Source organism: Streptosporangiales bacterium (genome assembly GCA_009379955.1).
GTDB lineage: Bacteria > Actinomycetota > Actinomycetes > Streptosporangiales > WHST01 > WHST01.
This window is the reverse complement of the sequence record WHST01000159.1, coordinates 1-13039: the sequence shown is the minus strand read 5'-3', so window position 1 is coordinate 13039 and position 13039 is coordinate 1. Positions and strand designations below refer to the sequence as shown.

The 13039-nt window shown below is 71.3% G+C and carries 11 protein-coding genes and 1 pseudogene; 4 read left to right on the top strand and 8 right to left on the bottom strand.

Features of this window, described 5'->3' with window-relative positions; all coding sequences use genetic code 11:
• A partial coding sequence (locus tag GEV10_29570) for an HNH endonuclease (protein ID MQA82561.1) occupies positions 1-246 on the top strand: 246 nt, incomplete at its 5' end.
• 12 nt (positions 247-258) lie between these two features.
• Here GEV10_29570 and GEV10_29565 read toward each other — a convergent pair.
• The 6 genes and pseudogenes from GEV10_29565 to GEV10_29540 form a co-directional block, all read right to left on the bottom strand.
• On the bottom strand, positions 259-912 hold the full coding sequence (locus GEV10_29565; GenBank protein ID MQA82560.1) for a hypothetical protein: 654 nt from the start codon (positions 910-912) through the stop codon (positions 259-261).
• A 48-nt stretch (positions 913-960) separates the two neighbouring features.
• Positions 961-1749, bottom strand: coding sequence for an ATP-binding cassette domain-containing protein (locus GEV10_29560; protein MQA82559.1), 789 nt, complete (start codon positions 1747-1749; stop codon positions 961-963).
• Entirely contained in the window at positions 1734-2498 is a 765-nt protein-coding gene (cbiQ, locus tag GEV10_29555; protein MQA82558.1) for a cobalt ECF transporter T component CbiQ, read from the bottom strand. Before cbiQ ends, GEV10_29560 begins: the two co-directional genes overlap by 16 nt.
• A gap of 1 nt (position 2499) precedes the next feature.
• Positions 2500-3563: pseudogene (locus GEV10_29550) on the bottom strand (cobalt ABC transporter permease).
• Between the two features lie 139 nt (positions 3564-3702).
• Complete coding sequence (locus GEV10_29545; GenBank protein MQA82557.1) at positions 3703-5193, bottom strand: hypothetical protein; 1491 nt, start codon at positions 5191-5193, stop codon at positions 3703-3705.
• 48 nt (positions 5194-5241) lie between these two features.
• Complete coding sequence (locus GEV10_29540) at positions 5242-5760, bottom strand: OsmC family peroxiredoxin (GenBank protein ID MQA82556.1); 519 nt, start codon at positions 5758-5760, stop codon at positions 5242-5244.
• Between the two features lie 408 nt (positions 5761-6168).
• Between GEV10_29540 and GEV10_29535 the strand changes: the two genes are divergently transcribed.
• Positions 6169-7275: a rubrerythrin family protein gene (locus GEV10_29535; protein MQA82555.1), complete on the top strand. Its 1107-nt coding sequence runs from the start codon at positions 6169-6171 to the stop codon at positions 7273-7275.
• Between the two features lie 114 nt (positions 7276-7389).
• Here the strand turns inward: GEV10_29535 and GEV10_29530 are convergent, their stop codons facing one another.
• Both GEV10_29530 and GEV10_29525 read right to left on the bottom strand, forming a co-directional pair.
• Positions 7390-11013: a 5-oxoprolinase gene (locus GEV10_29530; protein MQA82554.1), complete on the bottom strand. Its 3624-nt coding sequence runs from the start codon at positions 11011-11013 to the stop codon at positions 7390-7392.
• Positions 11006-11758, bottom strand: a complete 753-nt coding sequence (locus tag GEV10_29525; GenBank protein MQA82553.1) for a GntR family transcriptional regulator — start codon at positions 11756-11758, stop codon at positions 11006-11008. The genes GEV10_29530 and GEV10_29525 overlap by 8 nt, the downstream gene beginning before the upstream one ends.
• A gap of 164 nt (positions 11759-11922) precedes the next feature.
• On the opposite strand from GEV10_29525, the gene GEV10_29520 reads away from it, so the two are divergent.
• Both GEV10_29520 and GEV10_29515 read left to right on the top strand, forming a co-directional pair.
• A complete protein-coding gene (locus tag GEV10_29520) occupies positions 11923-12717 on the top strand; it encodes a putative hydro-lyase (protein ID MQA82552.1) in 795 nt (264 codons plus the stop codon).
• An 84-nt stretch (positions 12718-12801) separates the two neighbouring features.
• The coding region (locus GEV10_29515; protein ID MQA82551.1) for a hypothetical protein at positions 12802-13039 on the top strand (238 nt) is incomplete at its 3' end.

The following is a 13039-nucleotide window of genomic DNA, read 5'->3' as shown; positions in this document are numbered from 1 at the left end:
TGTGTGGTGGCCGGGTGTGACGCGCCACCGCAGTACACCCAGGCCCACCACGTCACCTGGTGGTCCCGAGGCGGCACCACCGACATCGACAACCTCGCCCTGGTCTGCACCACCCACCACACCGCCATCCACGACGGCACCGTCGACCTGACCATGAGCAACGGCCGCGCGCACACCATCCCACCTCGATGGCTCGACCCGACACAGAGACCGAGACTGAACCGAGTGCATGACCGACCACCCTGACCCGGCGAGTCGTCAGTCTCCCGATGGTTGCTTCACCGAACTGATCGCGACGGCGATCGCGTCTTTGTCGAACTGGGCCGGGTCGAAGTCCTGACCTGGTGCCAGACCGAGCCAGCCCCTGACATCGGCATGGTCGGGGTGGCTGTCGTCACGCGCCGCGTCGACCTTCTCGGCCCAACCCGACACGCCTCCGGAGTCCTCGAACGGAGCCATGCGGCGACCATCAGTGCATCGCGGCAACAGCTCCACGGAATCCGGTTCGTCGACCGACTCGACGGTGATCGTGTGCGTCCACGAGTCGCCGAAGTCGTACAGGTAGGTGAACCAATCACCGGTGTGCGGGGCGAGCTCGGCGACGGTGACCGTCGACTCGTCGACCCGTTCCGGACCCTCGTCGAGATCGAGATCGAGGTCGATGTCCTCCTCCGGCGCCGGCTCGTACACCACGCGGGAACGGTAGGGATCACCGACCGAGAACTGGTGGAGGTGCGCGTCCTCCCAGCCGAATGCGGCCTGGATGAGTCGGTGCAGCGCGTCAAGCGGTGTCGCGCCGGGAAGGCGTAAGTTGCGCCAGATCGGCGGATCGGCACGGTCGAGCTGCGCCTTGATCGCGTACGTGACCTGCGAAGTCTGTCGCTTCTGGTTCTTCGGCACGTATCCCACGATTGCAGACCTTCGCCGCCATCGCCTGCGGACCCTCGCGCCGGGAAGGCGTCAGTCGCGGCGGAGCTCGAAGCCGAAGGGGAGCTCCAGGCGGTTGGCGGTCAGGAGGTCCTCGTCCGCCAGCAGGTCTCGTGTCCGTCCGTCGGCGACGATGCGGCCCTCGTTCATGATGAGGGAGCGTTCGCACAGTTCCAGTGCGTACGGGAGGTCGTGGGTGACGACGAGAATGGTCAGCGGGAGGGCGGTGAGCACGGTCATCAGCTCGCGCCGTGCGGCCGGGTCGAGGTTGGATGACGGCTCGTCGAGGACGAGGATCTCCGGGTGCATGGCCAGCACGGTGGCGATGGCGACGCGCCTGCGCTGGCCGAGGCTGAGGTGGTGCGGCGCGCGGTCGACCACCGCCGTCATGCCGACCTGGTCCAGTGCCTCGTGGACACGTCGGTCGAGTGCCTCGCCGCGGACGCCGAGGTTCGCGGGGCCGAACGCCACGTCGTCTCGGACGGTCGGCATGAACAGCTGGTCGTCGGGGTCCTGGAAGACGATGCCGACCCGGCGCCGGATCTCGCGCAGGTGCTCCTTGGTGACGGGCAGGTCGCCGACACGTACCTCGCCGACACCGCCGCTCAGCACGCCGTTGAGGTGGAGCACGAGCGTCGTCTTGCCGGCGCCGTTCGGGCCGAGGAGCGCGACACGTTCGCCCGGCCGGACGGTCAGGTCGACGTCGTAGAGCGCCTGGTGGCCGTCCGGGTACGCGAACCCGAGCCCGCGCACGTGCAGGGTCGGCGGATCGTTCACGCCACTACCCCCCGCGACCGCTTCCTCGCTCACATGCTCACCCATGCCCCGCACGATATGACGGCGGCCACGAGCGGCAGCGTCAAGGCCGTGGCCCAGGCGGCGGGGGTTGCGCGGGTGTCGTCGGTGCGCGGCAGGCTTCCGGTGAACCCGCGCGACGTCATCGCGAGGTAGACGCGTTCGCCGCGTTCGTACGAGCGCACGAACAGCGTGCCGGCCGACGATGCGAGCGCGCGTACCTGCCAGATCCAGCGTGGGTCGTAGCCGCGTGACGTCCGCGCGATCTGCATGCGCCTGCTCTGGTCGGTGAGCACGACACCGAACCTGATCATCAACGTCATGATGGCGACGAGCGTGCGCGGCAACCGCAGCCGCTCGAGCCCGCGGAGCAGGTCGGTCTGCGTCGTGACGGCCGTGAGGACGACGGCGGACGCGACGCCGAGCGTGCCCTTGGCCACGATGTTCCACGCACCCCATAGCCCGTCGGCCGACACCGTGACGGGGCCGACGTCGATCCGTTCGCCGTGCGCGAGGAATGGGAGCAGCAGTGCGAACGCGAGGAACGGCACCTCGATGGTGAGCCGCCTGGCGACCAGGAGCGGGCGGAGTCGGCCGACGGCTGCCGCGGTCGCGACGACGGCGGCGTGGCAGGCGAACGCCCACATCGCCTCGCGTGGCGTGGCGACGATCGCGAGGACGAAGAGGAACGTCGCCACGATCTTGCACTCCGGCCGCGCGGCGTGCAGCGGCGAACGGGTCTCGACGTAGAGCTGGGAGACGTGCCCGGCGCCCACGTCAGTCGGGGGAGGTGTCGCGCGCCGCGCGCCTGCCCCGCACCAGGCCGACGAGAGCGAACAGCGCGACGCCCACGCCCATCGTCACGAGGACGCCGACGAGTCCGGAGAGCGCCGTGCCCACCGCCTCGTTGCCGATGCCGGAGACCCCGTAGTCGGCGAACGGTCCGCCCGTGAACCAGTGGTCCTTCGCGGAATCGGCGAAGCCTTGCTGCTCGGAGACCTTCTCGAGCCCGTCGGGCGAACCGCTCGCGAACGGGCTGACGCCGATGGCCAGGCCGAGGCCGACGAGCAGCCCGGCGACGACGAACAGCCGGACACTCCTGCGCGCGGGTCGTTGCCTCTTCTCGGTGCCGGTCGTCGGATCGGTCATACCTGTGCCTGTTCCGCCGGCCGCGCGCTCGTCACGAGCGTCGGCTTGAGCTCCGGTGCCGCCGTGATCAGGTCGGGGCGTACGGCCACGACCGTGCTCACGACCGCGGAGGTGATCAGCGCCTCGCCGATCCCCACGAGAACGTGGACGCTCACCATCGCGCCGAGCACCGTGCCGAACGACAGGTCGACGGCGCCGCCGATCGCGAAGAGGACCGCGAACACCGCCGCCGCGACCGGCACGGACACCAGCGCGGCGACCGTGGCGCCGATGACGACCGACGGCCTGCGCTTCGGCAGGAACCGCCAGAGGAGCCGGAACACGCCGTACGCGACGAACGTCGGCACGACCGCGATCAGGATGACGTTGAGGCCGTACGCGGTCAGGCCACCGTCGGCGAACATCAGTCCCTGCACGGCCAGCACCACCGAGATGCAGAGGATGCCGACCCAGGGTCTGACGAGCACCGCCGCGAGCGCCCCGCCCAGCAGGTGGCCGCTCGTCCCGCCGGCGACGGGGAAGTTGAGCATCTGCAACGCGAAGATGAACGCCGCCACCAGACCCGCCATCGGCGCGAGGCGTTCGGTGAACTCCTTCGCCGACTGCTTGAGGGCGACCGCGATGACGCCCGCCGTGACGACGCCCGCCCCGATGGACGTCGGCGCGTCGAAGAAGCCGTCAGGCACGTGCATCCGAGGTCATCCCCTGGTCGCGGTGTAGTTGCGAACAAACGGTGTAGTTGCGAACGACTCGCAACAAATTAGCACCGCGGGACGGTCCACCGCCAGGGCACGCGACCGGGTGACGGGTACTGGCGGACGGTGACGCGCGTCAGTAGTAGCGGCGCAGGTCGGGCCAGAGCCGCGACCACGGCTCGTGCGGACCATCGCATCGCAGCACCAGCGCACCCTGCTCCTCGTTGTCGAGGCCGAGCCCGTTGTCGTTGCGTGCGACCGTGCGGCAGTCGGTGAACGGGTCGGTCGACCGCCCGCCGTCACCCGCCTGGACGACCAGGAGCACGGGGCCGCGTGCGGTGTCGGGCGGTGGGCCCCAGTCGTGGAACGACATGTGGCCCGAGTACGGCTGCGGGAGGCCGAGCGCGGGTCCGTAGTGGGCGATCGCGCCGGCCTGCCCGTAGTTCTGCGTGAAGACGACCGCTCCGGCGCGCCGGTCGGCCGGGATCTCCCGCCAGGCCGTGCCGACCGTACGCGCCAGGGCGTCCCAGCCCACCTGCTCGCCGGATTCGGGGTTCATCGCGAGGATGCCCGCGTCGTCGAGCGCGGCGGCCGGCAGCACCGGCAGGCTCCCGGTGGCGGTGGCGAGCGCCGCGGTCACCAGGACGAACCCGGCGAGCGCCCGGCGCAGGACCAGGCGCCCGCGTCCCAGCCAGGTGAGCACCGGTGGGACGCCCGCCGCGAGCAGGATCAGCAGGATCGGCAAAAGGTAGTACGCCTTGCCGCCGGTGACGAGCACCGCGACGGCGAGGACGGGGTAGGTCAGGGCCATCGACCGTGCCCAGCGCAGCGCCGGGTCGCGCAGCAGCCGGACGATCCCCGCGATCCAGATCGGGACGAAGCCAGGGGAGATGTAGAGGATCTGGCCGGGCAGGAAGAACAGCCGGTTCTCCGTACCGTCGTCGGAGCTGATGCCCGCCGCCACGGTCAGCTGCGGCCAGCCGTGCGTCGCCTGCCAGACGAGGTTGGGTGCCGCGATGAGCAGTGCCAGGACGATGCCGGCGGGCAGCCACCAGGTGCGCAGGACCTGGCGCGGCCCGACCGCGAGCAGTGCCACCGCGAGGCAGCCGAAGAGCAGGACCACGAGGTACTTGTTCAGCAGCGAGACGCCGGCGACGGCGCCGACCGCGAGCCACCAGCGGCCGTTCCCCGTGCGTAGCACCCGGAGCACGAGCCAGCCGGCGGCGACCCAGGCGAGCACGTCGAACGTCGCCGTCGACACCATGTGCGCGGTCGCGACGAAGAACACCGACACCGCGGTGCACAGCGCCGCCGCGACCTGTGCCCCGCGGCCGCCGCCGAGCTCGCGGGCGACGAGGGCGACCAGCAGCACGACAGCGACGCCGGTGAGCGTCGCCACGACCCGCAGGCCGGCCGGGCTCTCGCCGAACACCGCGGTGCTCACGCGCGCGAGCAGCGGCGTGAGCGGCGGCTGGTCGACGTACCCGGCGGCCAGGTGCTTCCCGGCGACGAGGAAGTAGAGCTCGTCGCGGTGGAAGCCGTACCGGGGGGACAGAACGGTCAGGACGGCGGCGAAGACGGCCGCGAGCGCGACGAGCGGTCGCCACGCGAACCGGGGGAGAGGCACGACTGGTGTATATCAGCGGATGGCGCCCGCCCGTGCGGGAACGCACCGTCAGGTCGCGTCGTGCGTGACTCGCAACCGGGTGCCGCCGGCCAGGGTCTGGAGCACGACGCAGTACGCCTCGCTCGTGGCGACGAGCGCCGCCAGGTCCTCGGCCGGCGCGTCGGAGTGCAGGTCGAAGTGCAGCAGGATCGTCCGGAAGCCGACCGGGACGTCACGGTCCACGCCGAGTGTTCCCCGCAGGTCGAGCTCACCCTCGGCGCGCACGGTTCCGGTGACATCCAGGCCTCGGTTGACCGCGACGGCGCGCAGGGTGACGCCCGCGCAGGCGACGAGCGCCTGCAGCAGGAGGTCGCCCGAGCACGCCGACGAGCCGTCCCCACCCGCGGCCGCGTGCAGCCCGGCCTCGACGAGCGCCCTGCCCGTGTCGACCGAGCAGGTCACGCCGGTCTGTGCCAGCGACCCCTCGGCACGCAGCCGCAGCACCGCGGCACCGGGCTCCGCGCCGTACCGGTCCTTGAGCGGGCGCTGCCGTTCGCGCAGCCGCCGGCGGTCCGCCGGGACGCTCATGGCGCGGCTGTCGTGGCATCGATGACGAGCTTCTGCATGGTGGTCCTCCCGCTGTCGCCGTCCCCAGGACGGGTGTCCGTCCGAGACCGGCGTATCACCATGACCGCGGCTCCGCTACGGGTGACCGGGACGCCGGGACCCGCGGTGACCGGCGCGGGCGCTCCGCTGTCGTCGGGCCGCGTCGGCTACGACTCGGGATGCTTGCGGCGCTCCAGTCGGGTCCCCCGAAGCGACGGGCGGGGACCGGATTGGCTAGCGTGGGCGGTGAAGGGGAGTAGTTCCCGCCGTGGCGTCTCGTACGCCTGCGGCGGCGGTGTGTCGACACGCTGGCCCACGCGGGCCCGGTGCACCACCCGGCGACGGGCGAGCGAGACCTTCGGCTATCGGCTGTGCCGACCGAAGGGAACAATGACCCCCACCAGCGACCATCCCGCCGCCGCGCGTCCCGAGCCGAGTGCCGCGGACATCAGGCGGTGGCGGCAGTACCTCGCCGACGAGCGTGCCGAGGGTGCCGTCTACCGCGACCTCGCCGGGCGCCGCACGGGCGAGGAGCGGGCGATCCTGCTCGCGCTCGCCGAGGCCGAGCGGCGGCACGAGGCGCACTGGCTCGACCTGCTCGGCGCCGACGTCGGCAAGCCCCGGCAAGGTGACATCCGCACCCGGATGCTCGGGTTCCTCGCCAGGCGGTTCGGCTCGGTCTTCGTGCTCGCCCTCGCGCAGCGGGCCGAAGCGCGTTCCCCGTACGAGAGCGACGCCGACGCGACCGCGACGATGGCCGCAGACGAACGCATCCACGAGGAGGTCGTCCGCGGACTCGCGACCCGGGGGCGCAACAGGCTCTCCGGCACCTTCCGCGCCGCGGTCTTCGGCGCCAACGACGGGCTCGTCAGCAACCTGGCCCTGGTGCTCGGCATCAGCGCCAGCGGGGTGTCGAGCGGCACGGTGCTGATCACCGGCGTCGCGGGCCTGCTTGCCGGGGCGCTGTCGATGGGCGCGGGAGAGTTCGTCTCCGTCCGCTCGCAGCGCGAGCTGCTCGCGGCCTCGTCCCCGAGTCCGCACACCGGGTCTGCGGTCCCGCACCTCGACATCGACGCCAACGAGCTCGCGCTCGTCTACCGGGCGCGGGGGATGGCCGAGGACGAGGCGCAGGCACGCGCGACCGAGACGCTCTCCCGGCCAGAAAGGGACGACGCGCCGGCCGTGACCGCCGACAGCGAGATCGACGAGCACGAGGCGATCGGCACCGGCATCCGCGCCGGGCTGTCGAGCTTCTGCTTCTTCGCCTCCGGTGCCGTGATCCCCGTCCTGCCGTACGCGTTCGGCATGGCGGGGCTGCCGGCCACGATCGTCGCCGCGGTGCTCGTGGGCATCGCCCTGATCGTCACCGGTGCCGTCGTCGGGCTGCTCTCGGGTGGCCCGCCGCTGCGGCGCGCCCTGCGCCAGCTCGCGATCGGGTACGCTGCCGCCGCGGCGACGTACCTGCTAGGCCTGCTCTTCGGCACCACCCTCGGCTGACGGCACGACCGGCGTTCGGCCCGGGGAGGCGCCGTTGATCACGTTAACGTGATCAACGTGGACCTCACCTCGTCCCTGCGCTGGGTGAAGTCCCTGTTGATCACGTTAACGTGATCAACAGGGATCGGCTGACCCCGTGACCGGCGTGCCGTAGCCGCCGCCGCCCGGCGTCTCGATCACCAGCACGTCGCCCGGGGCGACCTCGACGGAGTCGCAGCCGGCCATGTCGTCGACGGTGCCGTCGGCGCGCTCGACACGGTTGCGGCCGAGCCCACCTGGCGAGCCGCCGGCGAGACCGTACGGCGGCACCCTGCGGTGGCCGCTCAGCGTGCTGACGGTCGCCGCCTCGGTGAACCGCAGGCGCCGCACGCCGCCGTCGCCGCCGCGCCACCGGCCCTCGCCGCCGCTGCCGTGCCGGATCGCGTAGCTCTCCAGGACGACCGGGAACCGCCACTCGAGCACCTCGGGGTCGGTGAGCCGCGAGTTCGTCATGTGCGTCTGGACGACGGACGTGCCGTCGAACCCGTCGCCGGCGCCCGAGCCCGACGAGATGGTCTCGTAGTACTGGTGGCGCTCGTTGCCGAACGTCAGGTTGTTCATCGTGCCCGCGCCCTCGGCCTGCACCTCGAGTGCCGCGTAGAGCGCGCCCGTGACCGCCTGCGACGTCTCGACGTTGCCGGCGACGACCGCCGCGGGGTACTCCGGCGACAGCATCGTGCCGTCGGGCACGACGACGTGCAGCGGCCGCAGGCACCCGTCGTTCAACGGGATGTCGTCGGCGACGAGGGTGCGGAAGACGTAGAGCACGGCCGCGGTCGCGACGGACGTCGGCGCGTTGAAGTTGGTGTCGAGCTGCGGCGACGTGCCGGTGAAGTCGATCGTCGCCGACCGGCTCTCGCGGTCGACGGTGATGCGCACCTTGATCAGCGCGCCCGAGTCCATCTCGTAGCTGTACTCGCCGTCGTCGAGCCGGTCGATGACCCGCCGGACGGCCTCCTCCGCGTTGTCCTGCACGTGCTTCATGTACGCCTGCACGACCTCGAGTCCGAAGTGGTCGATCATCGAGGCGAGCTCCTCGATGCCCTTCTCGCTCGCGGAGATCTGCGCGCGCAGGTCGGCGAGGTTGGTCTCCGGGTTGCGCGACGGGTAGCGTGCGCCGGCGAGTAGCTCGCGCGTCTCCTGCTCCCTGAGCCGGCCGTCGGAGACGAGCAGCCAGTTGTCGAACAGCACGCCCTCCTCCTCGATCACCGAGCTGAACGCGGGCATCGAGCCCGGGGTCAGGCCGCCGACCTCGGCGTGGTGACCGCGCGACGCGACATAGAACAGGATCTCCGCGCCCGCGTCGTCGAAGACCGGCGTGACCACCGTGATGTCCGGCAGGTGGGTGCCGCCGTGGTACGGGTCGTTGACCGCGAAGACGTCGCCCGGCTTCATCTCGTCGACGTTGCGGCGGATGACCTCCTGGACGGTCGACCCCATCGAGCCCAGGTGCACGGGCATGTGCGGCGCGTTGGCGACGAGGTTGCCTTCCGGGTCGTAAAGCGCGCAGGAGAAGTCGAGCCGCTCCTTGATGTTGACCGACTGCGACGTCGCCTCCAGGCGCACGCCCATCTGCTCGGCGATCGCCATGAACAGGTTGTTGAAGATCTCCAGCAGGACGGGGTCGGCCACGGTGCTGACGTCCTCGTCGGACGGCGTGCGCACGCGCTCGACGAGCAGGTGCCCCTCCGCCGTGACGTTCGCCGCCCACCCGTCGTCGACGACCGTCGTCGCGTTGGCCTCGGCGACGATCGCGGGGCCCGTCACGGTGTGACCCGTGCGCAGCCGTTCGCGCTGGTGGAGCGGCACGTCGCGCCACGCGCCGCCGGTGTGCATCGACACCGACGTGACGGGCTCGGGCTCGTCGTCGCCCGCGGACTCGCCGAGCGGTGACAGGTCGGGCTGCTCGGTCAGGCCGACCGCCTCGACGGAGACGGCCTCGGCGACCAGCGGACGGTCCATCAGGAAGGAGAACAGCCGACGATGGCTCTTCTCGAAGGCCGCCCTCATCTCGGCGTGGTCGCCGAGCACGACGGTGACGGCGGTGTCGGTGCCGTCGTAGCGCAGGTGCGCGCGGCGCGTCACCTCGACGCGGTCGGCCGGCACGTCCTCGTCGAGCAGCTCCGCGCGCGCCGACTCCTCGAGCTCGTCGGCGACCTCGGCCAGACGTTTCATGCCGTCGGCGTCGAACGCGGTCTCGACGGACTGCTCACGCATCGCGGTGGTGTCGGCGAGCCCGATGCCGAGTGCCGAGAGGACGCCGGCCATCGGTGGCACGAGTACCGAGGTGATGCCGAGCGAGTCGGCGACGGCGCACGCGTGCTGGCCACCGGCACCGCCGAACGTCGTGAGGACGTAGTCGCCGACGTCGTGGCCCTTCTGCACCGAGATCTTCCTGACCGCGTTGGCCATGTTCGCGACCGCGATGTCGAGGTAGCCCTGGGCCGCCTGCTCGGGCGTACGGTCGTCGCTCGTGTGCTCGGCGATCTCGGCCGCGAGCTCGGCGAACCGCTCGCGGACCAGCTCGGCGTCGAGCGGCTGGTCGCCGCCGGGGCCGAAGACGTGCGGGAAGTGCTCCGGCTGGACACGCCCGAGCATCACGTTCGCGTCGGTGACCGTCAGCGGTCCGCCGCCCCGGTAGCAGGTGGGTCCTGGATCGGCGCCCGCGGAGTCGGGGCCTACGCGGTACCTGCTGCCGTCGAAGTGCAGGATCGACCCGCCGCCCGCGGCGACGGTGTGGATGTCGAGCATTGGCGCGCGCAGCCGTACGCCCGCGACGGTGGTATGGAACACCCGCTCGTACTCGCCGGCGTGGTGCGACACGTCGGTCGACGTGCCGCCCATGTCGAAGCCGATCACCTTGTCGAACCCGGCGAGCGCGGACATCCGCACCATGCCGACGATGCCGCCCGCGGGTCCCGACAGGATCGCGTCCTTGCCGCGGAAGTGGCCGGCCTCGGTGAGCCCGCCGTTGGACTGCATGAACATCAGTCGGACGCCGGCCAGCTCCTCGGCGACATGGTCGACGTACCGGCGCAGCACGGGCGACAGGTACGCGTCGACGACGCAGGTCTCGCCGCGCGGCACGACCTTCATCAGCGGGCTCACGTCACTCGACAGCGACACCTGCGGGAAGCCGATGCGCTCGGCGACGGCGCCGATCTCACGCTCGTGCTCCGGATGCAGGTGGCTGTGCAGGCACACCACGGCGACCGCACGGATCCCGTCGTCGTATGCCTGCCGCAGCTCGTCGGCAAGCGCGGACACGTCCGGCGGCGTGACGACCGTGCCGTCGGCGAGGATGCGCTCGTCGACCTCGACGACGCGTTCGTACGGCAGCTCGGGCAGCACGATCTGCCGGTCGAAGATGCGCGGACGCTCCTGGTAGCCGATCCGCAGCGCGTCGCGGAAGCCACGCGTGACGACGAGCAGCGTGCGCTCGCCACGGCGTTCGAGCAGCGCATTGGTCGCGACGGTGGTGCCCATGCGCACGGCCTCGATGCGGCCGGCGGGGACGGCGTCGCCCGACGGGACGTCGAGCAGCTGCCTGATCCCGGCGACCGCGGCGTCGCGGTAGCGCGAGGGGTTGTCGGACAACAGTTTGTGGGTGTGCAACGAGCCGTCGGGCCGCCGGGCGACGATGTCGGTGAACGTGCCGCCGCGGTCGACCCAGAACTGCCAGCGTCCGTCGTCACCCATCCACCGTCACCTCCGTGTGTCTGTCGGGTCCTCGTACGGCGGTGTACGCCTGGACGAGCTGGCGCTCGGCGTCGTCGAGGTACGCGGTGAGCTGGACCTCCGCGCCGGCACCGTCGCCCGCGCGGAGGCGTTCGAGTATCTGCCGGTTGCGGTCGAGGTAGGGCTCGTGGAACCGGCGTGGGTCGGCCATCACGTGGAAGACGAGGCGCAGCTCGGCGAGCGTGCGGCGCATCAGCTCGTCGACGCGGGGGCTGCCGGCGAGTCGGGCGATCTCCTGGTGGAAGAGGATGTTCGCGGTGCCGAGGCCGAGCCATTCGTCGGCGGCTTCCGCGCGCTCGGCCGCGGCGAGCGTCGTACCGATGCGCTCGAGCGCATCAACGAGGACGGCGTCCGTGACGACGGCGTCCGCGGTCACGCCGCGGACGGCGGGGCACTCGACGAGCCGGCGTACGCGGTAGATGTCGACGACGTCGGCGACCGAGGGGATGCGCACGAACACGCCCCTGTTGAGCTCGTGGGTGAGCAGGCCCTCGTGCGTGAGCAGCCGGAACGCCTCACGCAGCGTGTTGCGGGAGACGCCGAGCGCGGCGTCGATCGCGCCCTCGACCAGGCGGCGGCCGGGCGGGAAGAAGCCCTGGATGATCCGGGTGCGCAGGATGTCGGCGACCCGCTCCGCGGTGCTCGTCCGGTCGAGCAGCACGCGGTCGGACTCGAGGGACACCTGCACCGGCTCACCGTAACACAGGTATTGCCGGATTGTTCAACAATCCTCTACTCTCGGCCGGGAGCGGCGCGATGATCTTCGGTGCGCTCGGCTACGGCCTCGCGGTGCTCGCCCTGACCGGCCTGCCGGAGACCCGTGGTACGCAGTTGAGCTGACCCGTACGGTGGCGGGTGGAGGTGGATCGAATGGCGGGAGTCGGGGAGCCGGGGGCGTTGAGCCCGGTCGAGGCGCGGGCACTGTTCCGCGGCGGTCACGTCGCCACGACGTCGGGCTGGTGCACGGGACACACGCAGGCGAACATGATCGCGGTGCCCGCCGACTGGGCGTACGAGGTGCTCGTCTTCTGCCAGCGCAACCCGAAGCCGTGTCCCGTCCTGGACGTGACGGATGCGGGATCGCCCTCCACCGTCCTCGCGCCGGGTGCCGACCTGCGCACCGACCTGCCCGCGTACCGGGTGTGGCGCGACGGCGAGCTCGTCGACGAGCCGACGGACGTGACCGACGTCTGGCGTGACGACCTCGTGGCGTTCCTCCTCGGGTGCAGCTTCACGTTCGAGTTCGACCTCGTCCGTGCCGGGATCCCGATGCGGCACGTCGAGCAGGGCCGCGACATCTCGATGTTCGTCACCGACGTGGCATGCCGCCCCGCCGGTCGGGTGTCGGGACCGATGGTCGTGTCGATGCGCCACATCCCCGCCGCACGCGTCGACGATGCGGTGCGGCTGAGCGGCCGGATGCCGGCGGTGCACGGTGCGCCGGTCCAGGTCGGAGACCCGGGCGCGATCGGCATCGCCGACCTCGCGAAGCCCGACTTCGGCGAGACGATCGATCCGGTGTCGGGCGACGTGCCGATCTTCTGGGCCTGCGGCGTCACGCCACAGGCGGCGGTCATGGCCTCGCGGCCGCCGTTCGCGATCACGCACGCGCCCGGGTACATGTTCGTGAGCGACGTGGCCGACGCCGACTACCGCATACCCTGAGTCGCGGTCACGACCGCGCTCTTCCGTCCGGTTCGTGCAACGTTGTGGTCGTCGCCGAGCCTGACGACCCTGCTGAACGCACCGGTGCAGGAGATCTTCAGGGACCCCGACGAGACCAGGAACAAGCAGGTCTGGGCGCCGGCGCTCTACTCGTTCGACGGGCGCACCGCGTCACGCCCCGCCCTGTTGATCACGTTCATTCGAAAATGGCTGTCAGGTGGCTGCCTGGGTGAGGGTGACGGTGTAGCCGAGGGTGGTGAGTTGGTGGGTGAGTCGGGCTTTGCGGTGGGCGTGGTTGCCGGTGTGTCGGTTGGTGTGCCAG